Source organism: Microbacterium sp. SCPM-O-B-15248 (M128) (assembly GCF_058214835.1).
In genome coordinates this window covers 489,170-514,906 of record NZ_JBYQLI010000001.1, presented here as the reverse complement: position 1 = coordinate 514,906, position 25,737 = coordinate 489,170, and the positions used below count along the sequence as shown (strand labels likewise).

The following is a 25,737-nucleotide window of genomic DNA, read 5'->3' as shown; positions in this document are numbered from 1 at the left end:
TGGATGCCATGCGCCTGGCCACCTGGAACGTCAACTCCGTCCGCGCCCGCGTCGCCCGCACCGTCGAGTTCTGCGTGCGCGAGCACATCGACGTGCTGGCGATGCAGGAGATCAAGTGCAAGACGGAGCAGTTCCCGTACGCCGCGTTCGAACAGGCGGGGTATCACGTCGCCGCGCACGGCCTGAACCAGTGGAACGGCGTGGCGATCGCCAGCCGTGAGCCGCTCGACGACGTCGAGATCGGGTTCCCCGGCATGCCCGGGTTCGAAAAGGGCAAAGAGGGTCCCGACCTTCCGCACGAGGCCCGCGCCATCGGCGCGACGATCGGCGGTGTACGGGTGTGGAGCCTGTACGTTCCCAACGGACGCGGGCTCGACGACCCCCACTACCGCTACAAGCTCGACTGGCTCGAGGCCCTCCGCCGCCACACGGAAGACACGCTGGCCGCGAACCCCGACCTGCCGCTCGCCCTCACCGGCGACTTCAACATCGCCCCGACGGATGCCGACAACGGCGACCCCACGGTGATCGAGGGCGTGACCACCCACGTCTCGCCGCCCGAGCGCGCCGCCTTCGCCGCGTTCGAGTCCGCCGGACTCACCGACGTCGTTCGCCCGCTGATCCCCACCGGCTACACGTATTGGGACTACAAGCAGCTGCGCTTCCCCCGCAACGAGGGGCTCCGCATCGACTTCATCCTCGGCTCGCGGGCGTTCGCCGACGCCGTCCAGGGCGCCGAGATCCACCGCGACGAGCGCAAGGGCGAGATCCCCAGCGACCACGTCCCCGTCGTCGCCGACCTCGACCTCTCCCGCGGGGAAGACGACGACGATCTGCCGATGATCTTCGGCTGACGCCCGCCGGGGACTTTCTTCTGCGCCCTGTCGATTCCGCTCGTCGTCGTTCGACGCGATAGTAGGGGCAATCATCCGCGCCCCCGGAGCTCACGGCGAGCAGAGAAGAGACGAGACCATGACGAAGTACATGCTGATCATGCGCGGCACCGACGAGGCGTACGCGGCATACAAGCAGATCCCCTTCGAGCAGATCATCAACGAGATGGGCGCCTACAACGAGGCGATGATGACGGCGGGCGTGCTCGTCGCGGGCGACGGCCTCGCCGACGACATGAGTGCGAACTTCGTCGTCGAGTTCGGCGGCGAAGAGCCCGTGGTCACCGACGGCCCCTACGGCGAGACGCACGAGCTGTTCAACGGCTTCTGGATCATCGAGGTGTCCTCGCGCGACGAGGCGATCGAGTGGGCGCGACGCGCGCCGCTCATCGCCGGCAACAAGCTCGAGGTGCGCCGGGTGACCGACGAGACCGACTTCGCGGCGTTCGCCGACAACGAGTACATCCAGAAGGAAGAGGGGTGGCGTGAGGAGCTGTCCGGGCGGTGACCCCCGACCTCGAGGTCTCGCGCCGCGTCGCGGCGATCTGGCGCATAGAGGGCGCCCGGATCGTCGCGGCGCTGGCCCGCGTGGTCGGTGACCTCGGCACGGCAGAAGACCTCGCACAGGACGCGCTGGTCGACGCCGTCGAGCAGTGGGGTCGCGACGGCGTGCCCCGGAACCCGGGGGCGTGGCTGACGGCGGTCGCGAAACGGCGCGCGATCGACGGGTGGCGGCGCGAGCAACGCCTCGGCGAGAAGTACCGCCTCCTCGCCGCCGACCTCGACGAGGTGGCCGACGACGTGTGGGAGCCCATCGACGACGACGTCCTGCGCCTCGTCTTCGCCGCCTGTCATCCGGTGCTCTCCCGCGAAGCACAGGTGGCGTTGACACTGAAGATCGTGGGCGGTCTCGACGCCGAGGCGATTGCGCGTCTCTTCCTCGTCCCGGTCCCGACCATGCAGCAGCGGATCCTCCGCGCCAAGAAAGCACTGAGTGCGGCGCGCGTGCCGTTCGCGGTGCCCGAGCCCGCGGAGTGGCCCGCGCGGCGCACCGCGGTTCTCACCGTCGTCTACCTGATCTTCACCGAGGGCTACGTCGCGAGCACGGGCGATGCGGTCTTGCGCACCGAGCTCGCCCACGAGGCGCTGCGCCTCGGCCGCGTGCTGTGCCGCCTGCTCCCGCGCGAGCCGGAGGTCCTCGCCCTCTCGGCCCTGATGGAGCTGCAGGCCTCTCGCTTCGCGGCCCGCGTGGACGGGAACGGGGATGCCGTGCTCCTCGCCGACCAGGATCGGCGGCGCTGGGATCGCTCGGCGATCGCGCGCGGCTCCATGCTCCTCGACCGCGCCGACGCCCTCGGCCGCGGGCGGGGGCCGTACGCGCTGCAATCGGCGATCGCCCTCTGCCACGCCGGGGCGGAGAGCGTGGATTCGACCGACTGGGATCGCATCGTGCTGCTGTACGAGATGCTCGGCCGCCTCAGCCCCAGCCCCGTGGTGGAGCTGAATCGTGCTGTCGCGGTGTCGATGGCATCCGGTCCCGCCGAGGGTCTCGCGATCGTCGACGCCCTGGCGGCGAGCGGTGTGCTCCGCGGATCCCATCTGCTCCCGTCCGTGCGCGGCGAGCTGCTCGCGCGGTCGGGACGAACCGCGGAGGCGCAGGCTCAGCTGCGGGAGGCCGCGACCCTCAGCCGCAATGCCCGGGAGGCCGCCCTCCTGCGGAGGAAGGCCGACGCGCTCAGCGTGTGAGACGCGCGATCTTCGCCGCGGCGCGACTGCCGGTGGACACCGCGCGAACGGAATCCCCCCGCGCGCAGACGACGGACCGCCCATGCCGCGTGGCCCCGGCAGGCCGCCGGACGCACGACGGCGGGGCCGGGATGCACCCCGACCCCGCCGTGCGGGAGCCTCAGACCGCGGGGACCTCGGCGGGCGCGGTACGCGCCACCAACGTGACGAGCGCCTCGATGATCGAACGCAGGAACGCCGCGGTGCCCTCGTCGGTGACCGTGCCGTCCTCTTCGAACAGGCCGGGCGTGGACTGGATGTAGCCCTCGGGCTGGCCGAGAACCAGGGCGTTGTAGTGCAGGAGCACCGCACGCAGGTGCTGCTGACCGGCCGCGGTGGCGATGCCGCCCTGTGACGTGCCGACGACCGCGGTGGGCTTGTCGTTGAACGACGCCTCGCCGTAGGGGCGCGCCGACCAGTCCAGCGCGTTCTTCAGCACGCCGGGGATCGAGCGGCTGTACTCGGGGGTGACAATGATGACGCCGTCGGCATCCTCGATGGCGCCCTTGAAGTCCTGCGCGACCGGCGGGAAGTTCCCGTCGTAGTCGGGCGAGTAGAAGGGGAGGTCTTTGATCGGGATCTCCTTCAGGGTCACGCCCTCGGGCGCCACCTTCTCGAGCGCCTTGGCGAGCCGGCGGTTGATCGAGGTGCTGGAGATGCTGCCGACGATGTAGCCGATCGTGTAGTCGGTCACGGTGATCCTCTCTCGGATGGCGGGGGCGCGAAGCGCCCGGGTACATTCAGGTGCAAGTTTTTCCGTTCCCGTTCTCTTCCCCGCCGGGGTTGACTCCGTCGGACGGGGGATGCCACGCGGTGAGGGCCGCAATAACGTGGGAGGATGCCGAACCTCACCCGCGCGCAGTGGCGCAGCGACATCGCGTTGGCCGCGGTCATGTTCGTGGGCGGGCTGCTGAGCGCGGTGCTCTCGGCGGTCGCGGGGCTGTACGGCGACCAGCAGGCGGAGTTCATCCTCGCCGTGGTCTACGTCACGGTGCTCGCCGTGCCGCTCGCGTTCCGGCGACGCTGGCCGTCGATCGTCGCCGTGATCGTGTCGGTGGCCTACTTCTTCGCCGTGACGCTGCGCATTCCCGAGATCTACGCGGGCAATATCGCGATGTTCATCGCGATCTACACCGTCGGCGCGTGGTCGACGAACCGGCGGCGCGCGGCGATCGTGCGCGTCGCGATCATCGCCGGCATGTTCGCGTGGCTGTTCGTCGTGATGTTCCAGGACGCCATGATGCCCGTCGACCAAGTACCCGAGGGCTTCCCCTCGCGCACGGGCGCGTTCTCGCCCTTCGTCGCGTCGCAGCTGCTCGGGTTGGGGCTCAACGCCCTCTTCTTCGGCGGCGCGTACTTCTTCGGCGAGCGCTCACACCAGCAGCGCGTGCAGCGTGCCGCCCTGGAGGAGCGGACCGCCGAGCTCGAGGCCGAGCGCGAGATCACCGCGGCCCAGGCCGTGGCCCTGGATCGCGTCCGCATCGCGCGCGAACTGCACGACGTCGTCGCGCACCACGTGTCGCTGATGGGCGTGCAGGCGGGGGTCGCCCGTTCGGTGATGGAACGCGACCCCGAGAAGTCCCGCGCCGTCCTCAGCGGGATCGAGGAGTCGGCCCGCACGTCGCTGCGCGAGCTGCGGCAGCTGCTCGAGACGCTGCGGACCCCGGATGCCACCCGCTCCGGCGCCGCACCGGCCGACACCGCTCCGACCACGCACGGCCTGTCCGCGATCCCCGCCCTCGTCGAGGAAGCGGTCGCGGCGGGGCTCCCGGCGACCTTCGCCGTGATCGGTGAGCCCGCGATCGAGCCGTCGCCGGTCGTGCAGGTGAACCTGTTCCGCATCGCCCAAGAGGCGCTGACCAATGCCCGTCGGCACGCGGGGCCGGGGGCGACCGCCGATGTCCGCGTGCGCTTCGATCACACGGGCGTCGAACTCGAGGTGACCAACACCGGACGCCGTGGCTCGACGACCCCGGGCCTCGGCCAGCGGGGCATGCGCGAGCGCGCGGCCGTGTCGGGGGGCAGCATCGAGATGGGCCCGCGGACACGCGGGGGGTATCTCGTGCGCGTGCGGGTGCCCCTCGTCGACGCGGAGGTGTCGCATGTCTGAGCTGCGCGTTCTCCTCGTCGACGACCACGCCATGATGCGGGCCGGGTTCCGCACGATCCTCTCGCTGGAGCACGACATCGAGGTGGTCGGTGAAGCGGGCACCGGCGTCGAGGCGATCTCGGCGGCCGCGACGCTGCAGCCGAACGTGATCTGCATGGACGTGCAGATGCCCGACATGGACGGCCTGGAGGCGACGCGACGGATCGTCGCGGACGCCGCCTCGGATGCCGCGGTCCTCATCGTGACGACCTTCGACCGCGACGACTACCTGTTCGAGGCCCTCGCGGCGGGGGCGAGCGGTTTCCTGCTGAAGAACGCGGGACCGGAGGAGCTCGTCGCGGCGGTCCGCATCGTCGGCGCCGGAGATGCGCTGCTGGCCCCCGAGGTCACGCGCCGCGTGATCGCCCGGTTCGCCGGCAGCGGCGGTGACGCCCCGGCATCCGTCGCCCTCGCCCACAGCCCCGCGACCGCGCCCGCCGTGGAGCCCCTCGTCCTGAGCGACCCGCTCACCGACCGCGAGGCCGAGGTGCTGCGCCTGGTCGCCGAGGCGTTGAGCAACGCCGAGATCGCCGCCCGGCTCTTCATCGGCGAGGCCACGGTCAAGACGCACGTCTCGAACGTGCTGCAGAAGCTCGGCGCGCGCGACCGCGTGCAGGCCGTCGTCCTGGCCCACCGCCACGGCCTGACCTGACCTCCCCCTCACGACGGAGGACGAGAACCCACCCCCGGGCGGATACGCCGCCGCGCCGCCGTCCGTAGCGTGGATGCCATCACCAGAGAGGGGTGGACCGTGCTCGAACTGAACGGCATCACCAAGAGCTACGGCGGACGCCGAGTGCTCGACGACGTCAGCTTCACCGTGGCCCCCGGCCGGCTGACCGGCTTCGTCGGCGGCAACGGCGCGGGCAAGACCACGACCATGCGCATCGCGCTGGGCGTTCTCGGCAAGGATGCGGGCACCGTCGCGATCGACGGCGCGGCGCTCACCGCGGCCGACCGCCGCCGGTTCGGCTACATGCCCGAGGAACGCGGCCTGTATCCGAAGATGAAGGTCGCCGAGCACATCGCGTACTTGGCTCGACTGCACGGTTTCGGCAAGGCCGAGGCCACCGCCAAGGCCACGGCGCTGCTGGAACGCCTCGGCCTCGGCGAGCGCCTCGGCGATCTGGTCGAGACGCTGTCGTTGGGAAACCAGCAGCGTGCACAGATCGCCGCCTCGCTCGTGCACGACCCCGACGTGCTCATCCTCGACGAGCCGTTCTCGGGGCTCGACCCCCTCGCGGTCGACGTCGTCGCGGCAGTCCTGCAGGAGAAGGCGGCCACGGGCGCCGCCGTGCTGTTCTCGTCGCACCAGCTCGACGTCGTCGAGCGCCTGTGCGACGACCTCGTCATCATCGCCGGGGGCACGATCCGCGCCGCCGGAAGCCGCGACGCGCTCCGCGCCGAGCACGCCACGCACCGGTACGAGCTGCTGTCCGGCGGTGACGCCGGGTGGCTGCGCGAGCAGCCGGGGATCACCGTCCTCGACTTCGACGGCGGGTACGCCGTGTTCGACGCGGTCGACGACGAGGCGGCGCAGGCCGCCTTGCGCTCCGCGGTCGCACGTGGCGACGTCGCCAGCTTCGCGCCGCAGCGTCCGACGCTCGCGGACATCTTCAAGGAGGTCATCCAGTGAGCACCGTGAACCGTTCCCGGCCCGACCGGGCGCCGAGCGAACTGCAGAGCGTGTGGCTGGTCGCCGAACGCGAGATCGGCTCGAAGCTGCGCAGCAAGGCGTTCGTGATCTCGACGGCGATCCTCGTCGTCGCCGCCCTCGCCTCGGTGCTGTGGGGCGGTTTCGCCGCGCGCGACGCGGGCGGAAGCGGCATCCCGGTCGCGGTGACGGGTCAGACCCAGTCCGCGCTCTCGGGGATGGACGGCATCGACGTGACCGTCGCGGACTCCGACGACGCCGCCCGCGGCCTCGTCGAGGACGGCACGGTGGATGCCGCCCTGGTGTCGGGATCGTCGAATCCGGCGTTCGACTACACCGTCGTGGTCAAGGACGGCGTCCCGGGCACGCTGCTGCAGATGCTGAGCGAGACGCCCGAGGTGCAATCGCTCGAGCCGGGCGCCGGTGCGGCCGACGCGCTGCGGTACCTGATCGCCCTCGGGTTCGGCCTCGTGTTCCTCATCGCCGCGAGCACGTTCGGCGGCACGATCGCTCAGAGCGTCGTCGAAGAGAAGCAGACGCGGGTCGTCGAGATCCTGATCTCGGCCATCCCGGTGCGGGCGCTCCTCGCGGGGAAGGTGCTCGGCAACACGATCCTCGCGATGGCGCAGATCGTGCTGCTCGCCGCCGTCGCGGTGGTCGGTCTCGCCGTGACGGATCAGGTGGGGGTGCTCAGCGCCCTCGGCGCACCGATCGCGTGGTTCGCGATCTTCTTCCTGTTCGGATTCGTCCTGCTGGCGTCGCTGTTCGCGGCGGCGGCGGCGATGGTGTCGCGCCAGGAGGACATCGGAGCGACGACGACACCCATCACGATGCTGATCATGGCGCCGTACTTCCTGGTGATCTTCTTCAACGACAACCCCGTCGTGCTGACGATCATGTCGTACGTGCCGTTCTCGGCACCGGTGGGGATGCCGCTGCGGATGTACCTCGGCGACGCGCAGTGGTGGGAGCCCGTGCTGTCGCTGCTCGTCCTGATCGCCTCGTGCGTCGCGGCCATCGCGGTCGCCGCTCGGATCTACCAGAACTCCCTGCTGCGCATGGGGGCCCGCGTCAAGCTGGCAGAGGCGCTGCGGGGCTGACCGGCTCGGGCCCGGTCACCAGCGGGATGGATGCCATGGCTTCTGGCATCCATCCCGCTTCTCATTCTTCGAGGACCGCGAGGACGTTGCCGGCCGGGTCGCGGAACCACGCGATCAGCGGGCCACCCTCGCGCATGATGCCGCGCGGGTCGGTGGGGAAGTCCGCGTCGTCGTAGATCTTCGTCTCGACGCCGCGCGAGCGGAGATCGTCGACGGCGGCCTCGACGTCGGCCACGGGGAAGTTCAGCACCGTGAACGACGCCGGGACGTGGTGCGGCTTGCCGTACACGAGGACGATCCCCCAGATGCCAGATGGAGGCGGAGGAATCCTGATCCCTCGAGCACCTCCACGCGCAGGCCGAGGGTATCGGCGTAGAAGCGGTGGGCGGCGTCGAGGTCGTCGACGGCGAATCCGGAGAACGCGCCTTCGGAGTGGAACATGGTCGTGCCCTTCTCTAGTTCTGCCTCACATAGGCCGTGACGCTCTCGGACGGCCGGACCGGCGTCCCCGCGACGGCGTCATCGGCGGGGTCGCCGATCGCGACGGTGAGCTTCTCGTCCACCCCGAACACCGCGGCCCCGGGCCGGCCGCCGCTCGCGCACCCCGCCGACCACGGCCGGTTCTCGGTGGAGGTGAAGACCGCGATGCATTCCCCATCCCCGTCGTCGGGGACGGCGAGGTAGATGCGGAAGTCGCGGATCGTCGCGATGTAGCGGATGCTCGCCGGGTCGATGCCGCTGTCGGACAGGATGTCGCCGGAGATGACCTCCTCCGCGGTCTGCGCGAACGCGAGCTCGGGAAGGGCCGGTGCCGAGGCGTCGGCGGGAGCTGGCTGGGTGGCCGCGGCGAAGCCGATCGCGGCCCCGAGGCCGACCAGGGCGACCGCGGCGAGCGCGGTGAGGATGCCACGGGTGACGGGACGGGGCGTTCGCGGGGTGGCATCCATCGGCTCGTCGGGCGCGGGTGGCGTGGACGGTGCGGGCGGCGCGGGCGGTGCCGGCGCATCCTGTGCGGGGTCCGCCCGGATCTGATCCTCGAGCGTGCTGAGCCGGGCGATCTCGTCGGCGGTGGGCGCGGTCCCGCGCCCGCCGCACACGCGCTCGCGCAGCCGCGCCAGCTCGACGTCCTCGTCGCTCATGCCTCGACTCTGGGGCGCGGCGGGTGGGGCGGCGCTGTGGGGGTGGGGTCGGGCGGCGCTGCGTCAGTGATCTGCGCGAGCGCTGCGCACCCGAATTGCTGTCCGCGCGGAGGCGGCCGGGGCGGAGCCCCGGCCGCCCTCGGCTCACACGGGCGTCGCGAACTCGCGGATCGTGATGCCGGTGAAGGTCGCCGCGCCCCCGTCCGAATAGAACGAGATGCCGGTGTCGGTGTCCAGGAAGTGGACCTGCTGCGACAGCACCGTGTGGCCGGCGTTGACGAACACCTCGACGCTCTGCCGGTCGACGAAGATCCGCAGGTGGACCGAGCGAGCGGCCGGATCTATCGGAGCCGCGGCTCGTGTGTAGGGGACGAGGGAGTATCCGCTGCGATCCGACGGCGCCCGATCGACGTAGAGATCGGAGCCGTACTTGCCGATGTTCGTGTGCCGGGACCCGTCGGCCGAGCGCCCTACGGAAACGCCGACGTTCGTGGCATCCGTCCACGAGATGTCGAGCTCAAGCTCGTACGCGCGCCCGCTCCACGGGAGCACGGCACTGCCGTTCACCGTGCGGTCGGGAAGAGTCACGGTCGACGTGGCGTGGGCCGCCAACGTCGAGATCGGGCTGCTCAGAAGCGCGTACCGTCCGTCGGGCTGGTGCTCGAGACGGAGCTCCCGGACGATCGAGTTCTGCCCGTTGTAGCCGTCGGTCGCGTCGGTGGGGACGTCGCGCGCGGCGTACTTCCAGTTGTTCATCCACGCGATGGCGAGTCGCCGCGTGGTGGGTGCCTCGATGCTTGGCCACGTCACCGCGGCGTACCAGTCCCCCCCAGTCCAGCCACTGTGGGGTGAGGTCGTCCGCCACGAAGTGCGTGCCGTTCCAGGTGCCGGTCCAGTAGGCATAGGTCATCGGGAGGCCGACACCGTACGCGTCCATGCTCGCCCCGATCACCCAGTGGCTCGTGCCGTCACCGGCCGTCATCTGGAAGATGTCGGGGCATTCGATGCCGCCGAGGTCGTGGTTCGGGTAATCGAAGTTGCTCCGCCACGTCCAGTTCCGCAAGTCGGGCGACGTGTAGATGCCGGCGTACCGCGCGCGCCCGAGGATCAGGACCCATTCGCTGCGCCCCGCGTCCCAGTGCACCTTCGGATCACGGCACCACTCGGCGTTGTCGATCTCCGCGGGCGTCTGCGCGGTTCGGCCGTCGTTGTTGACGAGCACCGGGTCGGGCAGCATCGTGAAGCTGAACCCGCCGTCCGTCGACCAGTACAGATACTGCTCCTGGTACTTGCGGATGTTGTTCGTCGGACGCGTGGCGAGTGCGATCACCGCACCGGCACCGAAGCCCGCCGTATTGCCCGTATCGACGACGAGGCATCCCGACCAGACGGGCACGCCCCCCGAGATCGGCATCACGGTGCCGTGATGCGTGAAGCTCACGCCGTCGGTGGTCGCGTGATCCCACCCACCCGGACCGTTGTTGATGTTCGAGTGCAGGTAGTACAGCTGATACTGCCCACCCGAGACGATCGGGCGCTGCGGATCGCAGAGCCAGGCCGTCGGCGGGGTCATGTGGTAGATGGCACGCTGTGACACGGTGTCGGCGCGAGCCGCCGCGGGGACCGCGGCGGTGAGAGCAAGGCCGAAGGCCCCGGCTCCTGCGCCCTGCAACAGCGTGCGACGGGAGATCTCGAATGACATGATGCTCACTTCCTCGTTCGGTGGCGGGCGCGACGAATCGCCCGCCGGGTGGCCCGGCGGTGAGAGGGGAGTTGGATCAGACGGTCGCCGGAACCGCCCGACCCTTCTGGACGACGCCGTCGGAGACGACGAGGCGCACTCCGGGAGCCCCCGTCCCGGTCTGAGCCTGAGCCGAGACGGTCACCGGGCTTGAGCCGAGGGTCACAAGGTGCGACAGCACGGTCGCGCCGTCGTCGGCGAAGATCTCGAAGAGCGGTCCGTCGAGGATCGCAGTGAGGACGCCGGTGGGGCCGTCGAGAAGCGGGGCGACCCGGGTGCCCGCGAAGTCGGGATGCAGGGATCGGGCAACCGTTCCGTCCCTCGACACGGACAGGGTGCCGCCGGCGGGGTCATGGACGATCTCGACCGTGGCATCCCCCTCCCCCTCGAGGGTCAGTCGCAGGGCCCCGGTCACCGCCGGGTCCCACCGGACGTCCACGAGAACGTGCGGCTCGACCGTGACCGGAGCCTCGACCGCGTCCGCACGTTCGTCGCGGAGGTCGACGGACGGTCGCTGCACGAGACGCAGCTCCCCGTCGACGTCACGGAGTCCGAGGGTGCGCGGGATCGACATCGCGCCCCGCCACGGCGACGTCGGGACGACGTGGGCGTAGCGCCAGTTGCTCATCCAGGCGAGCATGACCGCCGCTCCGTGAGGGGCATCGTGGAAGGTCACGCCCGCGTACAGGTCGCGACCGTGATCGAGGGGCACGAGAGCGTCGTGATCCGCGCGGAATGCACCGTCGATGAGGTCGCCGACCACGTAGTGCATCGCGGAACCGGCGGGGTCGGGATCCTCCCCGACGGGGTTCGTGCTCAGCAGCAGCACCCAACGCCGACTGCCGGGCCGTCCTTCCACGGGGAGGTGAACGAGGTCGGGGCACTCCCACACCACGCCGTCCACACCGATCGGGTCGAAGGATCCGGACTCCCGCCACGAGAGCAGGTCGTCGGAGGCGTAGAACACCACGCGCCGCTCGACCGCTTCGACGGTCAGCATGAGCCATCCGCCGTGCGGGAGCCGCACCACCTTGGGGTCGCGGAAGTCGGAACTCCCCCGGTCGATCACCGGGTTGGCGGCATCCGGGATCCAGGTCTCGCCGCCGTCGACGCTCGTCGCACGGGACTGCGCCTGGATGCCATAGCCGTAGGCACTCGTGTAGAACGCCGTGAGCGTTCCGTCGGCGTCGATGACGGTCGAACCCGAGTAGATCTGCTCACCGGGCCCATACGGCAGGGCGACGGGATGCTCTTCCCACTGCAGGAGGTCGCGGCTGGACGCGTGTCCCCAGCTCATGTTGCCCCAGTCGTTCCCCTCGGGGTTGTACTGGAAGAAGGCGTGCCAGCAATCGTCGACGAAGACCAGACCGTTGGGGTCGTTCATCCAATTGCGGACGGGGGCGAGGTGGAATCGCGGCCGGGGAAGGTTCACAGCGACTCCCGCGGAACGGAGGGGCAGGAGACCAGCTGGCGAGCGCCCACGGCCGGAGCATCGAGTCCGAGCAGCGTCCGCACGCCGGCCGCGCCGAGTTCATAGTGCGGCAGGGCGACGGTCGACAGGGGCGGTCGGAGATGTGCCGCGATGACGTCCTGGTTGTCGAAGCCCATGACCGCCATGTCGTCGGGGATGCGCAGGCCGCGTTCACGGAGGCCGTCGTACAGTCCCATCGCGACCCGGTCGTTGTGGCAGAAGACCCCGGTGGCGCCGGAGGCGAGCACGCCGTCGACCGCCGCGTATCCGCCCTCCTGGTCGGGGGCGGTTTCAAAGGCGAGCCCGGCATCGAAGGCGATTCCGGCCTCCTCCAGCGCCGACCGGTAGCCGGCGAACCGCCCCTCCCGGGCAGGCGAGGGCGTCGTGGTGTTCAGGAAGGCGATCCGGCGATGCCCGGCCGTGAGCAGGTCCTCGGTCGCCGTCCGACCGCCCTGCTCCTCGTCGGGGACCACCGCGGGGAACGAGTCGTCGCCGGCGAAGCAGTTCACCAGCACCGTCTCCGTGTGCTGCAGCGACGGGGGGACCTCGATCTCGCGGTGATACCAGGTGGAGTACAGGATGCCGCGCACCTGGTGCTCCAGCATCATCGCGATCGCATCGTTCTCGGCGGCGGCATTGCCCTCGGTGTTGGCCACGAGGAGGACGAAACCGTGGCGCCACGCCTCGTCCTGGGCGCCGTGGATGATCTGTCCGGCGAAGGGCGTGGTGGCGATGGCATCCGCCACCAGACCGATGAAGCGGGAGCTGCCCTCCGACAGCGTCTTGGCGAGAGCGTTCGGACGGTAACCGAGCGCCGCGATCGCCTCGTGCACGCGACGCCGGGCATCCTCGCCGATGCGCGCGCCGGGCTTGTCGTTGACGACGTGCGACACGGTCGCGACCGAGACGCCGGCCGCCTTGGCGACATCGCGCATGGTGGTGGTCATGAGGGGATCCTCGTATTCATCCCTTGGTGGCTCCGCTCTCGAGGCCGGCGATCATCGCCTTGTTCAGCACCAGGAAGACCAGCAGCAGTGGCGTCACCGTGACGCACACGGCGGCGAACGTCGCTGTCCAATCGGTGTTGCCCATCGCTCCGATGTAGTTTTGCAGGCCCAGCGGGATCGTCTTCAGTCCGTCGGACAGCACGAAGGTGTTCGCGAAGACGAAGTCGTTCCAGATGAAGATGCTGTTGACCAGCACGACGGTGATGATGGTGTTCACTGACAGCGGCGCCGTGATCTGCAGGAAGATCCGGTACGGACCGGCACCGTCGAGCGAGGCCGCCTCGTACAACTCTCGCGGGATGTACTCGTAGAACGACGAGAAGAGGTAGACGCCCATCGGAAGCGAGAACGCCGCCAGCGGCAGGATCATCGACAGGTGGGTGTCGAGCAACCCCACCTGCGAGTAGTCGATGAAGAGCGGGACGAGCGCGATCTGCACCGGCACGATGATTCCGAGCAGGAACAGCGCACGGACGAGCCCGCTGAAGCGGAACCCGAGCACCTGCAGGGCGTAGGCGGCCATCATCCCGGCCACCACGATGAGCGCGCTGGCACCGAGGGTGACGATGAAGCTGTTGCCGATGTTCAGCGCCAGGTTGCCCGTCGCGAACGCACGCGCGTAATTGTCGAGCGTCCACTCCCGCGGAAGGGCGAACGGGTCGCCGCCCGCGAAGTCCGAGGCTGTGCGGAAGCTGGTGAGGAAGAGCCACAGCAGCGGGTACACCTGCACGACGACGATCAGGATCACGGTGACCGTGAGAAGCGTGCGCTGGACCGGCAGGCGCGGCGAGTGGTGCACCGGCCGGGGTTCGATCTCGGGATTCCGGGGGGCGGATGCCGCGGGCGCGGGGGCGAGAGTCGCGGTCATCACGCGTCCTTTCGACGGAGGAGCAGGAAGATGAGCCCGACCGCGACGAGGCATTCCACCACGATGAAGACGGAGAGGGCGCTGGCATAGCCGTAGTCGGTGTGCACGAATGCGGTCTTGTACATGTACGTCGTCAGGAGCTCGGATGCCTGCCCCGGACCGCCGTTCGTGAGGAGGTAGGGGATGTCGAATCCGCGCAGCGCGAAGGTGGTCGCCATCACGGTCGTGGTGATCCAGACGGGACGGATGTAGGGGAACCGGATGCACCAGAACGTCTGCCACCACGAGGCGCCGTCCAGCCGGGCGGCCTCCTCGAGCTCCTTCGGCACGGCGATCAGCGCCGCGTAGATGATGAGCATGTAGAGGCCCGTGAAGCGCCAGCCTTCGGGAATGGACACGGCGGCCAGCACGGTCTGGAGGTTCGACAACCACGCGGTCTGCAGCCCGTCGAGGCCGACGAAGGCGAGCAGCTGGTTGATCAGGCCCACCGGTTCGAGCGAGTAGATCCGGAGGAACAGGAACGCGATGGCCACCGTGGAGATCACGGCGGGCAGCAGGTACAGCGTCTTCACGAGCTCCCGTGCGCGCGGCAGCGCGGTGAGCAGACCCGCGACGGCCAGGGCTCCACCGAGCTGGAGGACGAGGCAGATGGCGAGGTAGCCGAGCGCGTTGCCGAACGCGGTCCAGAAGACGTCGTCGCGGGTGAACATCTTCACGTAGTTGTCCAGGCCCACGAAGGTCAGACGGGTGATGCCGTCCCACGAGAAGAGGCTCAGCACGAGGGACTGCACGATCGGCAGCAGAACGGCGGCCCCGTACAGGAGCAGGGGAGGCACGAGGAAGACGGCGACGGCCAGCCCGGACCGGCGGGGAAGCATCGAGGTGCTCATGGGCCGCCGACGAGTGGGCCGGCCGGCCCCGGTCACCCGGGGCCGGCCGGACGTCAGGACATCAGCCACCGACGTTCTCCTTCAAGGCGGCATCCATCGTCCCCACGAACTCGCCGGGCGTGATGTCGCCCTGAACCAGCAGGGTCAGCTCCTGCTGGAGACGCGTGTTCGTGGCGGGGTCCAGCTGCGTGTCCCACGGCATCGCGATCTTGGTGCCCACGTCGCCGGATTGGGCGATCGCCCGGTCGTACAGAGGCGTCGCATTGGACGGGATCGTGGTCTGGACGTCGGTGGTCGGCGAGAGCGCGCCGGATGCGGCGACCTCAGCGGGGTAGCGCTCGAGCGCGAACTTCAGGAAGTCCCGGACCAGGGGGTCGTACGTGGCGGTGTTCACGGCCATCCCGATCCCCGACGGGGTGACGTATTCGTTGTCGGCCGTGGCAGCCCCGGGAAGCGTGGGGAGTGTGAAGTAGTCGACCTTGTCGCGGACGCCCGCGTCGAGCTTGTCGGTCGCCAGGTTTCCGAGCTCCCACGTGCCGATGTTGTACACGGCCGCCTTGCCGGACGTGAACTGCGCCTGCGCGTCGGCGTACCCGGTCGAGGAGAAGCCCTCCTGGAAGCAGCCGGCCTTACCCAGCCCGGACAGCCACTCGGCCGCGGCGAGGCCGGGGGCATCCGAGAACTTCGCTTCTCCGGTCTTGAGCTTCTGCACGTACTCCGGGCCGACCTGGCGGAACGGGTAGTACGCCATGTACCGCTCGAGCGGCCATCCGTCGGCACCGTCCAGCGCGATCGGGGTGATGCCCTTCGCGCGGAGCGCCTGACACATCGGCGCGAAGTCGTCGAGCGTGGCCGGAACCGGGACTCCGGCCTGCGAGAGCAGATCACGGTTGTACCAGAAGAACTCGAGCTGGAATTCGAAGGGCACCATGTACAGCGAGCCGTCGTCGAAGCGCTGGTAGTTCAGGGCGGCTTCGCGGTAGGTGTCGGCGAGGCCGAGGTCCTTCAGCAGCGCGTCCACGTCGATCATCCGACCCTGCTGCGCGAGCTTCTGGGCGAACGGGGTGGCATCCGTGTCGAAGAGTTCGGGCAGCTTGTTGGCTGCGGCGAGCGTCTCGTACTTCTGAATGTAGCTGGGTCGGTCGGGCGTCGTGATGAGGTTGAGCGAGAAGCCCGGGTGGTCGGCGGCGTATTCGCCGGCGATCTTCTGCATGGCGGTGATGACGCCGCCATCCGCGGGGCGCGAGAGAAGCCACGAGATCTCGCGGGGCTTCACCTCGCCCTCGGGGTGGACGTCGGTGGGGTCCGCGCCGCCGCCGGAAGCGCCGCAGCCCGACAGGACGAGGGCAGCGGCAGCAGCGAGGGCGACCCAGGATGCCGTGCGCGTGAGGTTGACCATAGGAATCTCCGTTGATGTGTGGTTCGGGTGGCGGGAAGGAAAGGAGCGAATCAGGAGGACGCGACCAGGAGGTCGTCGTGCAGGGCGTCGGTCACGTCGGGGGTCCGCGCGGACACATCGAGTTCGAGGACGGTGACGGTCCCCTCCCCGACGAAGGCGCCGACCGCTCCCTCGGTGCGGTCGTAGAGCCGCGTACTGAGGGTCACGGCACCGTCGACGGCGGCCACGCAGAGGTCGTCGACGACGACGACGTCGAGCCGATGCCGGCCGGGCTCCAGGAGCACGGGACGCTCGAGTTCGATGGCGAACGGGACGTCGCCCGAGATCTGCCACTGCTCACCGCCGGTGCGACGGCGAGGCCAGCGATCGAACACGAGGCGGTTGCGACGGGGTTCGAGGCGCAGCACGTAAGCCTCGCCACCGTCAGCGCTCGCCCGCAGCAGGAGCCCGCATTCGGTGGTGCCCGGGGCGATGTCGAACTCCGCCTGCACCCGGAAGGTGGTGGGCGCCGTCCCGGGGAGGACGAGGTCGGAATATCCGTCGGGTGCGGACAGAACGGTCGCGGATGCCAGTCCTCCGACGCCGCGATCGAAGGTCTCGAGCAACTCGCGCGGCGGGTGGAAACGCAGCGTGCCGTCCGAATTCTGCTCCGCCTCCAGGATGGAGAGGGTACCGGCCCACTGCCAATCGCCGTCGTCGGTCGAGCCCTCTCGCGAGGAGATCCACCCGAAGAAGAAGCGGCGTCCGTCGCGCGCGGCCGATTTCGCCGCGTAGTACGCCCGCCCGTCGAGGGTGTCGTTCTCCGGCACGTTCCAGGGGCCGTGCAGGCTGCGCGAGACGCGATAGCGCGTGGTGAAGGACTCGCTGAACTCGGAGTAGACCAGGTACCACCACCCGTTCCATTCGAAGACCTCCGGGCATTCGTGCGCGAGGTAACGCCGAGGGTCCCAGAACGGCTCGGCGGGCTCCCACGACCGGAGGTCGTACGAGACGCACTGCGCGATGACACCGCGGCGGCGCTCGGGGCCGTGCGCGTGCCGGGCGGTCACGAGCATGCGCCACAGCCCGGCTTCCTCGTCGCGGAACACGAAGGGGTCGCGCCAATCGGCCGTCTCGTAACCCGCCGTGGCGCCGAACGCGTCCTCCGGATGACGTTCCCAGGTACGCATGCCGTCCGCGCTCGTCCCATGCAGCACGAGCTGAAGGGGGAGACCGTCGTTCCCGAGGACGTCCGGGTTCTGTCCGGTGTAGAAGACGTGGTGGATGCCGTCGGCCACGACGACGCTTCCGGTGTAGACGTTGAAGTCGTCGGCATCCGGTCCCCCGGAGGCCAATGCCGGGCCGGTCTCGGTGAAGCTGACGAGGTCGTCGGTGACGACCCGGTGCCACGGCATGCCGATCTTGGGCGTGCGACGTGACTCGTGCAGGTAGAAGAGGTGGAACCTGCCGTCCTCCTGCCACGGGATGACGTCACCGACCCAGCCTCCGGACGGTCGGAAGAACCCTCTTTGGTCCATGCGGATGACTCCTCGACGAGACGCTGTCTCCGATGAACCCGGGGTGGTTAATCGGTTACGCAGACCATAGCAAGGGACGCCGCGCATGGTCAATCGGTTAATCACGGCTGTTTCGGCGACGGTCCGGACTTCACCCACGGGTTCGCGTCATCACCTCAGCGATCTGCACGAACTCAGTGGCATCCGGCCCGATCGGACTGACGTTGCGCGAATCGCTGAGTAAGCGCGTGGCCGCGGTCACTCCGTCAGGTACGCCGTCACCGACTCGGACAGCCGCACGGGCAGGCCGCGGATCGACACGCGGGACGGGTCGCCGAGCGCGATGCTGAGGCGACGGTCGACGCCGAACACCGCGCCGTCGTCGAGCGCGCCGCCGGCGGTGCATCCCGCCGACCAGGGCTGGTCGTTGACCGCGATGAACGTCACGACGCACACGCCGTCTCCCCGCTCGCGCTCGGCCAGGAACACGCGGAACCCGCGCATCACGGCGATGTACCGGGTGCTCGTCGGGTCGATGCCGCTGTCCGCGATGATCCCCGACGAGATCTTGTCGTCGTCGGTCTGCGGGAACGCCAGTTCGGGATACGGGGATGCCGTCGACGCCGACGGCGCGGGGGAGGCTGCGGCGAGCGAGGGCGACGCGGCGCCCGCGGCGTAGCCCGCCCCGATGAGCGCGGCCGCGGCGACGACCGCCACGATCACCGCGAGCGCGCGGGGGCGGTGGGGCGTGGCATCCACGATCAGTTCGGGAGCGGCGGGCTCGGCCGCGGTCGACGTCGGGGCGCGGTCGAGACGCAGCTCCTCCTCGAGGGCCGCGAGTCGCGCGATCTCGGCCGCGGTGGCCGGGCCTCCGGCTTCGCCGTAGACGCGCTCGCGCAGGTGGTTCAGCTCGACGTCATCGTCGCTCATGCCCCGACTCTAGAACCGCCACGGGGGTCAGGGGGCGGTTGCGCCGAGGGCATCCGAGGCGCCCACGAGCGCTAGGTGCGACAGCGCCTGCGGGGTGTTGCCCGCCTGCCGGTTGCCCTTCGGGTCGTACTCCTCGGACAGCAGGCCGACGTCGTTGGCGACCGCGGTGAGCCGCCGCATGAGGGCGACCGCGTCGGCGCGCCGCCCGCTGTGCGCGTATTGCCGCACGAGCCAGAACGAGCACGCGAGGAACGGATGTTCGTCACCGGCGAGACCGTCGACGCCGGTCGTGCGGTAGCGCAGCAGCCAGCCGTCGGGCATGAGGGTCTGCTCCATCCGTGCGACGGTGGCGAGCATGCGCGGATCGTCGTAGGCGCAGAATCCCACCTGGGGCAGGATCAGGAGCGACGCGTCGACCTCGTCCGTATCGAAATGCTGGGTGAACCAGCCGTCCGCGTGCACACCACGGGAATCGATGTCGGCCCGGACACGGTCGCGCAGCGCGCGCCACGTGTCGACCTCGCCGTCCAGACCGTCCTGCTCGACGGCGCGGATGCCACGGTCCAGCGCCGCCCACACCATCGCGCGCGAATGCGTGAAGAAGTGGGGGTCGCCGCGCATCTCCCAGATGCCGTTGTCGGGGCGGTCGAACCAGTCCGCCAGCTGGTCGAGGAGCGCCCGCTGCAGCGACCACGAGAACGTCGTCTCCTCGACACCGGCGTTCCGCGCCGCCTCGAGGGCGACCATCACCTCGCCGATGACGTCCGCCTGATACTGGTCGACCGCCCCGTTCCCGATGCGGACCGGGCGTGCGCCGTCGTACCCGGGCAGGCTCGTGATCTCCCGCTCGGGCAGGTCGCGTTCGCCCGCGATGCCGTACATGATCTGCACATCGGCGGGATCGCCGGCGATCGCCCGCAGCAACCAGGTGCGCCACCGATGCGCCGCTTCGAGGTAGCCGTGGTCGATGTAGGCGCTCAGGGTGAGAGCCGCGTCGCGCAGCCAGACATAGCGGTAGTCCCAGTTGCGCTCTCCCCCGAACGCCTCGGGAAGCGACGTCGTCGCCGCCGCCACGATGCCCCCGGTCTCGGAGTGCGTCAGCGCGCGCAGCACGAGCAGGGAGCGCGTCACGAGGTCGGCGTGCTCACCGGCGGCTTTGACCCGTCCCGCCCATTCGGCCCACCACTCGGTGGTGCGCTTGAGGGTGGCATCCACATCGATCGCCGCGGGCGGCTGCTGCCATGACGGCCCCCAGGACAGGACCGAATCGACGGACTCCCCCGCCACGGTCGTCCACAGGGCGCGGTGCGCGGTGTCGACGGCGATCAGGCGCGGACCGCGCAGCACGACCGAATCGGGACCGGCGACGGCGAGGATCGCGTGGTCGTGCGCGTGGCCGATCTGCCGTACCCACGGGATGGCGCGGGCGTAGTCGAACCGGAATCGCACTTCGCTGACGAAGTCCATCCCGCCCGAGATCCCGACGACACGGCGCACGAGCGCCTCGACCCCCTCGTCGATCGGCATGGCATCGTGCACCTCGGCGACGCCGGTGGACGTCTCCCAGCGCGTGACCAGCACGAACGTGTCGGCGTCGTAGTGCCGGGTGACCGTGGCATCCGGATCCGTCGGACGCAAGGACCACGCCCCGTGCGACTGGTCGCCCAGCAGTGCCCCGAACATCGATGCACTGTCGTACCGCGGCAGGCACAGCCAGTCGACGCTGCCCTCCCGGGACACGAGGGCGGCGGATCGGCAGTTGCTGAGGACGGCGTAGTCCTCGATCGCGGTGCTCACCCTCGTGATTGTGGCAGGGGATGCCGACATCGCGGCCGTGCATCTCGCTAGCGGCATCCGTGTGCCCGCTGCAAGCGACCTCCCGGTGTCGGACCCGGGCGCTACGGTGTCCCCATGCCGGCGGACACCACCCTCATCATCCTGGGCGCTTCGGGCGACCTCACCTCGCGGCTCCTGCTGCCCGCCCTCGGGCAGCTGCTGACGCGCGAGCCGGGCCGCTCGGTGCGTCTGCACGGCGCCGGCATGGAGGACTGGACCGACGACCACTGGCGCGAGGTGGTGCGGACCTCCTTCGCGACGACCGACTCGGAGGCGGCGTTCGCGATGGTCGCCGAGACCACCTACAGTCAGGCCGACATCACGAAGGCCGCCGATCTCCAGCAGCTTCTGGATGCCGCCGAGGGACGGCCCGCGCTGTACTTCGCGGTTCCGCCCGCCGTCGCCGAGAAGGCCTGCGTCGCCCTCGCCGACGTGACGATCCCCGAAGGAACGATCCTCGCGCTCGAAAAGCCCTTCGGCACCGACGAGGCCAGCGCCCACGCACTCAACCTGCAGGTGGCCAAGCTCGTGCCCGAAGAGCAGGTGTTCCGCATCGACCACTTCCTCGGCCGCTCGACGGTGCTCAACCTCTTGGGCGTGCGCTTCGCCAACCGCCTCATCGAGAGCGTGTGGTCGGCAGACGACATCGCCGGGGTCACGGTCGACTACCCCGAGAAGCTGGGGCTCGAAGGGCGTGCGGGTTACTACGACCACGCGGGCGCCCTCGTCGACATGATCCAGAGCCACCTGCTGCAGGTCATGGCGTTCGTGACGATGGAGCCACCGTCCTCGCTCGATCAGCTCGACCTGCGCGATGCGACCTCGACGGTGCTGCGCGCCACTCACGTGTGGGACGACGATGCCGTGACGAACTCCCGTCGCGCGCGCTACACCGCGGGCACGATCGGCGACCGGCACTTCACCTCGTACGTCGACGAGCCCGGTGTCGACCCGGCGCGGCAGACCGAGACGCTGGCCGAGATGACCGTCGAGGTGCGCACGGCCCGGTGGCAGGGCGTGCCGATCGTGCTGCGTTCGGGCAAGGGGCTCGGCTCCGACGCGGGTGACCCCGCGGTGACGGTGACCTTCAAGCCGGTGCGGCACCTGCCGGATGGGTTCGTCGGGGAGAGCACCCCCTCGGTGCTGACGTTCTCGCTCGGCCCCGACACGATGAGCCTCGGCCTCAACGTCAACGGCGCCGACGACCCGCTGGAACTCGAACGCGTCACCCTCGCGGCCGACCTGGGCGAGGGCGGCCTCAAGGCGTACGGAGAGGTGCTCTCCGGCATCCTGGACGGAGACGCGATGCTCGCCGTGCGAGGCGATGCCGCCGAGCAGTGCTGGCGCATCGTGCAGCCGGTCATCGACGCGTGGCGCGCCGACGAGGTGCCGCTCGACGAGTACCCGGCGGGGACAGCCGGCCCGGCATCCTGGGGCCTCTGAGCCCGCGGAGGCGAGCCGGCCGCGCACTCGGCCGCCGACTCGCCCCCTTCGGCTGAGCTACCCCCGGCGCCGTCGAGCGAACGCGTCGAGCGCGACCGCGCCCACGACGATGGCACCGGTGATGACGGATTCGACGTTCACGTCGAACCCGCTCGACTGCGACACGTTGCGGATGATGGCGATGATGAGCAGTCCGACTGCCGTCCGCCACATCGCTCCCTCTCCTCCGAAGAGTGACGTGCCACCGATCACGACGACGGCGATGACATCGAGGACGATCGTCGAGCCCACGTCGGCCTGACCCACGGACAACCGCGACGCGATGATGCAGCCACCGATGGCGGCACATACGCCGACGAGGGTGTAGGTACTCGCGCTGAGAGCCTCGACGCGCAGGCCCGCGAGCCGGGCTGCCTCGGGATTGCCGCCGATCGCGAAGATCGATCGCCCGTATGCCGTCCGCGACAGGATGAACCCCGCGATGAGGAAGACGATCACCATCAGCCAGACCGACACGGGGACCGCTGCGATCATCCCCAGTCCGAGCCAGTCGAACCCGGGCTCGTTGTTGAGGACGGGCGAGGAATTCGAGAACAGGAAGGCGGCGCCGCCGAACACCGAACCCGTTCCCAGCGTCGCGACGAACGGGTTGACCTTCAGCAGTGTGATGATGGCCCCGTTGATGGCTCCCGCCGCCGCTCCGACGAGGAGGGTGAGCACGAAAGCGAGAGGGATGGGGAGAGTCAGCGCCAACTGGGCGTACACGACGGCACATCCCGCGTAGGTCGCCCCCACCGAGAGATCCAGGCCGCGCGCGATCATGACATAGGTCATGCCGACCGCGATGATGCCGAGCTGCGCGTTCTGCGACAGGAGGTTCTGCAGATTTCCCCAGGCCAAGAAGCCCGGGTAGGTGAGTTGAGCCCACAGGACGAGAAGCAGAAGCAACCACACCATGCCGAACCGGAACATGGTGTCTTTCGCTCGGCGAGCAAACTGCTTCTTCTGGGGCTCCTCGACGCCGAGCTTCTTCTCGCCGCCGAGCTTCTTCTCGCCGCCGAGCGCGAGCGCCGGGCCGCGCGAGTGTTGGTCGGTACTAGACATGTGTGTTCTCCACTTGGAACGCCGAATAAAGGATTCGCGCGACGAGGTCCTGCTCGGAATTGCGCGCGCGGTCGATGTCGAACTCGTCGACGATCCGCCCGGAGGACATCACCAGCACGCGCCCCGCGGTCTGGGCGACCTCCTCGAGCTCGGAACTGACGACCAGGACACCGGCGCCGGCCGCCGCCCGTTCGCGGAGGGTGTCGAGGATGTCGGACTTCGCTCCGACATCGATCCCGCGCGTCGGCTCATCCGCCAGGAGAAAGCGGGGCGGCCGGTGGCCCCACCGCGCCAGAAGCAGCTTCTGCTGATTTCCCCCAGAGAGGTTGCGGGCAGGCTCCCCCAAGCGCGCAGGATCGAAACCGTAGGCCGCAGCGACGCGGGTCGCACCGTCGCGGATGCGGCGAGGGGTGACGATTCCGCGACGCGAAATCGAGCGGTAATCGGAGATGACGACATTGTCAGCCGCGGAGAGCATCAGGACGAGGACCTGAGTCTTCCGATCCTCCGGCAGCAGGGCGATCCCGAGGCCGAGGGCACGACGCACCGAACGCGGCCACGGAACCTCCTTCCCATCCACCCAGAGACGCCCCACCGCGCGGGGATCCAGCCCGGCGAGCGCGTGCAGGACCGAGGAGCGGCCCGCGCCGACGAGCCCTCCGATGCCGAGGATCTCTCCCGAACGCAGCTCGAAGTCAATGCCTTCGACGGATCCGCCCACCTTGAGGCCTTCGACGCGGATCCCCTTGTCGGATCGCGAACGCCGCATCGGCTGCGCCGGTGACGTGCCCCCGTCCGCTGCCGCCGCCGCGTCTACTTTTTCGGCTGCCGCCGCGGCGACGTCCCGACCCAGCATCTCGTTCACCAACGTCTGCTTCGTCCACTCGGCGACCGGTCGACTCGCCGTCTGCCGACCGTCGCGGAACACCGTCACGTGGTCCGCGATGTTCAGCACCTCGTCCAGGGCGTGGGAGACGAACACCATGGTCACGCCGTGTGCCCGCAGGTCGCGCATGAGAGCGAAGAGCGACTCCCGTTCCGACGCACCGAGCGGCGCCGTCGGCTCGTCGAAGAAGATGATCCTGGCGTCGGAATCGAGCGCTCGCATGATCTCGAGGATCTGCTGCTGGGCGACGGAGAGATCCCTCGCGAGAGCGCCCGCCGGCACGGACACTCCCATTTGTGAAGAGAGCTCCTCGTAGCGACGACGCATTGCGCGTTCGTCGAGCACACCCGCTCGCGATCGTGGTCGTGACACGAAGACATTGGCCACCGCGGTGAGTGGGTCGATGATCGTCAGCTCCTGATAGATCGCCGCGATCCCGGCATGCTGCGCTGCTCGGGGGCTGCCGAGCGAGACCGATTCGCCGAAGACCGAGAACGATCCCTCGGATTGCTGGATCCGCCCCGCCAAGATGCCGAGCAGCGTCGACTTGCCCGCACCGTTCTCACCGACCAGAGCGTGGATGGTGCCCGCTTCGATGTCGAGATCGATGGACGACAGCGCCTGCGTCTTGCCGAACCTCTTCCCCAGCCCGCGCGTGGAGATCGCCTTCGTCGACCGTGAGGCATCCCCGTCGTTCGCCGTCATCATCGTCACGATTCGGGGGTGAAGGACGACGCGGTCTCCTTCGTGATCACGAAGAACCCCGTCTTCGCATCGGCATCCGCGGGCAGCGGGGCACCGCTGTTCTTCAGGAAGCGGGTCGGAGCCTTGCCGTCGAGCGCGTCGACGACCTGCTGCAGAGCGGAGGTGATCGTCGTACGCGGGTATTCCGGTGCCGAGGCGAGGATCGTGCCGGCCTCGAGCTGCTCGATCGAGTACTTGGAGGATCCCTTGTCGTAGATCTTGATCTCACCGGTGCGACCGGCGGCCTGCACGGCCTGCACAGCACCCTGCGTGAGGGTCACGTAGGCGGAGAACAGGATGGTCGCGTCAGGGTGCGCCTGGAGCATGTCGGCAGCCTTCTGGTTGCCCTGGGGGATCGAGTAGTCGGTGTTCGCCTCTGCGACGATCTGGAAGTCGGGGTGTGCCGCCGTCACCTTCTCGATCGCGGCATCGAGGTTGATGGTGATGCCGATGTTGTCGGGGCCCTTGAGCATGATGACCTTCTGCGGGCCCGGATTCTGCGCGATGACGTACTCGAGGTAGTCGGTCCAGTACTCGACGGTGTCCACGCCGCCGACGAACGCGAGGGTGCCCGGCGCCCAGAGCTCGTCGCCCTCGTTCACCGTCCGGCCGCACAGCGCCGTCGTCATGGCGACGACCACGATGTTCTTCGCCGGCGCCTGCTCGGTGGCCACCTTGCAGTTGAGATTGGAGTCGAGAGAGGGAAGGAGGATGGCGTTGTACTTGCCGGACTGGATGATCGTCTGCAGTGAGTTGTACTGGGTGGTCGCGTCGAACTTGCCGTCGAAGATGGTGACTTCGGCACCCGGGATCTTCGCGATGTCCGACTTCACCTGCTCGATCTGCGCCTGCAGGTAGCTGTTGTTGGTCCCGGGGAGAGCCACGGCGACGCGCAGGAGCGTCGACGCCGAGACGGGAGTGCTCGTTCCCACGTCGATCTGGACGGTCTCACCGGCCGGAGCCGGAGAGCCTCCGGGCGAGCTGCACGCGGTGGCTGTCAAAGCGAGCGTGGTGAGAGCAGCAGCCAGAATGGCGACGCGGTGCTTGCGGGTGCGGGACATGACTGTGTCCTTTCTTCATTGAAGGAGACATGGATCGACGTGCGTTACGGACTCGGATGTGTCGCGGCACTATCGATCTCGGGGGCCACGTTGTATTATCGTACGACAATAGTTCAATGTCTACCCCATCTTTCGCTCCCC

General features: G+C 69.2%; 21 protein-coding genes and 2 pseudogenes. 8 read left to right on the top strand and 15 right to left on the bottom strand.

The window, feature by feature from the left end; all coding sequences use genetic code 11:
- Positions 1–8: 8 nt before the first annotated feature.
- From AC3E6M_RS02440 to AC3E6M_RS02430, 3 genes are all read left to right on the top strand, one after another.
- Complete coding sequence (locus tag AC3E6M_RS02440; RefSeq protein ID WP_138175876.1) at positions 9–854, top strand: exodeoxyribonuclease III; 846 nt, start codon at positions 9–11, stop codon at positions 852–854.
- Positions 855–972: 118 nt separating this feature from the next.
- Positions 973–1,401, top strand: a complete 429-nt coding sequence (locus tag AC3E6M_RS02435; RefSeq protein WP_138175878.1) for a YciI family protein — start codon at positions 973–975, stop codon at positions 1,399–1,401.
- Positions 1,398–2,639, top strand: coding sequence for an RNA polymerase sigma factor (locus AC3E6M_RS02430; protein WP_138175880.1), 1,242 nt, complete (start codon positions 1,398–1,400; stop codon positions 2,637–2,639). The genes AC3E6M_RS02435 and AC3E6M_RS02430 overlap by 4 nt, the downstream gene beginning before the upstream one ends.
- Positions 2,640–2,799: 160 nt before the next feature.
- On the opposite strand, the gene AC3E6M_RS02425 is transcribed toward AC3E6M_RS02430, so the two are convergent.
- Positions 2,800–3,372: an NADPH-dependent FMN reductase gene (locus tag AC3E6M_RS02425; RefSeq protein WP_138175882.1), complete on the bottom strand. Its 573-nt coding sequence runs from the start codon at positions 3,370–3,372 to the stop codon at positions 2,800–2,802.
- A gap of 144 nt (positions 3,373–3,516) precedes the next feature.
- Here AC3E6M_RS02425 and AC3E6M_RS02420 point away from each other — a divergent pair, with 144 nt between their 5' ends.
- From AC3E6M_RS02420 to AC3E6M_RS02405, 4 genes are all read left to right on the top strand, one after another.
- Positions 3,517–4,788: a sensor histidine kinase gene (locus AC3E6M_RS02420; protein ID WP_138175884.1), complete on the top strand. Its 1,272-nt coding sequence runs from the start codon at positions 3,517–3,519 to the stop codon at positions 4,786–4,788.
- Complete coding sequence (locus AC3E6M_RS02415) at positions 4,781–5,479, top strand: response regulator (protein WP_138175886.1); 699 nt, start codon at positions 4,781–4,783, stop codon at positions 5,477–5,479. The genes AC3E6M_RS02420 and AC3E6M_RS02415 overlap by 8 nt, the downstream gene beginning before the upstream one ends.
- 99 nt (positions 5,480–5,578) lie before the next feature.
- On the top strand, positions 5,579–6,463 hold the full coding sequence (locus tag AC3E6M_RS02410) for an ABC transporter ATP-binding protein (protein WP_138175898.1): 885 nt from the start codon (positions 5,579–5,581) through the stop codon (positions 6,461–6,463).
- Complete coding sequence (locus AC3E6M_RS02405; RefSeq protein WP_138175888.1) at positions 6,460–7,581, top strand: ABC transporter permease; 1,122 nt, start codon at positions 6,460–6,462, stop codon at positions 7,579–7,581. Before AC3E6M_RS02410 ends, AC3E6M_RS02405 begins: the two co-directional genes overlap by 4 nt.
- A 61-nt stretch (positions 7,582–7,642) precedes the next feature.
- Here the strand turns inward: AC3E6M_RS02405 and AC3E6M_RS02400 are convergent.
- From AC3E6M_RS02400 to AC3E6M_RS02350, 11 genes and pseudogenes are all read right to left on the bottom strand, one after another.
- Positions 7,643–8,022, bottom strand: a pseudogene (locus tag AC3E6M_RS02400) (VOC family protein).
- Between the two features lie 14 nt (positions 8,023–8,036).
- On the bottom strand, positions 8,037–8,720 hold the full coding sequence (locus AC3E6M_RS02395) for a hypothetical protein (RefSeq protein WP_138175890.1): 684 nt from the start codon (positions 8,718–8,720) through the stop codon (positions 8,037–8,039).
- Between the two features lie 144 nt (positions 8,721–8,864).
- A pseudogene (locus AC3E6M_RS02390) lies at positions 8,865–10,422 on the bottom strand (glycoside hydrolase family 32 protein).
- Between the two features lie 76 nt (positions 10,423–10,498).
- The gene (locus AC3E6M_RS02385; RefSeq protein ID WP_138176887.1) at positions 10,499–11,893 is read right to left on the bottom strand and encodes a glycoside hydrolase family 32 protein; all 1,395 of its coding nucleotides are present in this window, start codon (positions 11,891–11,893) and stop codon (positions 10,499–10,501) included.
- Entirely contained in the window at positions 11,890–12,879 is a 990-nt protein-coding gene (locus AC3E6M_RS02380; protein ID WP_138176884.1) for a LacI family DNA-binding transcriptional regulator, read from the bottom strand. Before AC3E6M_RS02380 ends, AC3E6M_RS02385 begins: the two co-directional genes overlap by 4 nt.
- A gap of 16 nt (positions 12,880–12,895) precedes the next feature.
- Complete coding sequence (locus tag AC3E6M_RS02375) at positions 12,896–13,807, bottom strand: carbohydrate ABC transporter permease (protein WP_138176881.1); 912 nt, start codon at positions 13,805–13,807, stop codon at positions 12,896–12,898.
- A complete protein-coding gene (locus AC3E6M_RS02370; protein ID WP_138176893.1) occupies positions 13,807–14,685 on the bottom strand; it encodes a carbohydrate ABC transporter permease in 879 nt (292 codons plus the stop codon). The genes AC3E6M_RS02375 and AC3E6M_RS02370 overlap by 1 nt, the downstream gene beginning before the upstream one ends.
- Positions 14,686–14,758: 73 nt before the next feature.
- Positions 14,759–16,096, bottom strand: a complete 1,338-nt coding sequence (locus tag AC3E6M_RS02365) for an ABC transporter substrate-binding protein (protein ID WP_138176878.1) — start codon at positions 16,094–16,096, stop codon at positions 14,759–14,761.
- A 50-nt stretch (positions 16,097–16,146) separates the two neighbouring features.
- Positions 16,147–17,613, bottom strand: a complete 1,467-nt coding sequence (locus AC3E6M_RS02360) for a glycoside hydrolase family 32 protein (protein WP_138176875.1) — start codon at positions 17,611–17,613, stop codon at positions 16,147–16,149.
- 237 nt (positions 17,614–17,850) lie between these two features.
- Positions 17,851–18,522: a hypothetical protein gene (locus AC3E6M_RS02355; protein WP_138176872.1), complete on the bottom strand. Its 672-nt coding sequence runs from the start codon at positions 18,520–18,522 to the stop codon at positions 17,851–17,853.
- A gap of 27 nt (positions 18,523–18,549) precedes the next feature.
- On the bottom strand, positions 18,550–20,319 hold the full coding sequence (locus AC3E6M_RS02350; RefSeq protein ID WP_212743526.1) for a glycoside hydrolase family 15 protein: 1,770 nt from the start codon (positions 20,317–20,319) through the stop codon (positions 18,550–18,552).
- Positions 20,320–20,433: 114 nt separating this feature from the next.
- Here AC3E6M_RS02350 and AC3E6M_RS02345 point away from each other — a divergent pair, with 114 nt between their 5' ends.
- The gene (locus AC3E6M_RS02345) at positions 20,434–21,801 is read left to right on the top strand and encodes a glucose-6-phosphate dehydrogenase (RefSeq protein WP_138176866.1); all 1,368 of its coding nucleotides are present in this window, start codon (positions 20,434–20,436) and stop codon (positions 21,799–21,801) included.
- Between the two features lie 57 nt (positions 21,802–21,858).
- On the opposite strand, the gene AC3E6M_RS02340 is transcribed toward AC3E6M_RS02345, so the two are convergent.
- Genes AC3E6M_RS02340 through AC3E6M_RS02330 form a run of 3 tightly spaced genes read right to left on the bottom strand, consistent with a single transcriptional unit; the run spans position 21,859 to position 25,596 of the window.
- A complete protein-coding gene (locus tag AC3E6M_RS02340; RefSeq protein ID WP_212743525.1) occupies positions 21,859–22,905 on the bottom strand; it encodes an ABC transporter permease in 1,047 nt (348 codons plus the stop codon).
- Positions 22,898–24,499 (bottom strand): sugar ABC transporter ATP-binding protein, encoded by a 1,602-nt coding sequence (locus tag AC3E6M_RS02335; protein WP_490528965.1) that lies wholly within the window; start codon positions 24,497–24,499, stop codon positions 22,898–22,900. The genes AC3E6M_RS02340 and AC3E6M_RS02335 overlap by 8 nt, the downstream gene beginning before the upstream one ends.
- A 2-nt stretch (positions 24,500–24,501) precedes the next feature.
- Positions 24,502–25,596, bottom strand: coding sequence for a sugar ABC transporter substrate-binding protein (locus AC3E6M_RS02330; RefSeq protein ID WP_490528943.1), 1,095 nt, complete (start codon positions 25,594–25,596; stop codon positions 24,502–24,504).
- Positions 25,597–25,737: the final 141 nt, after the last annotated feature.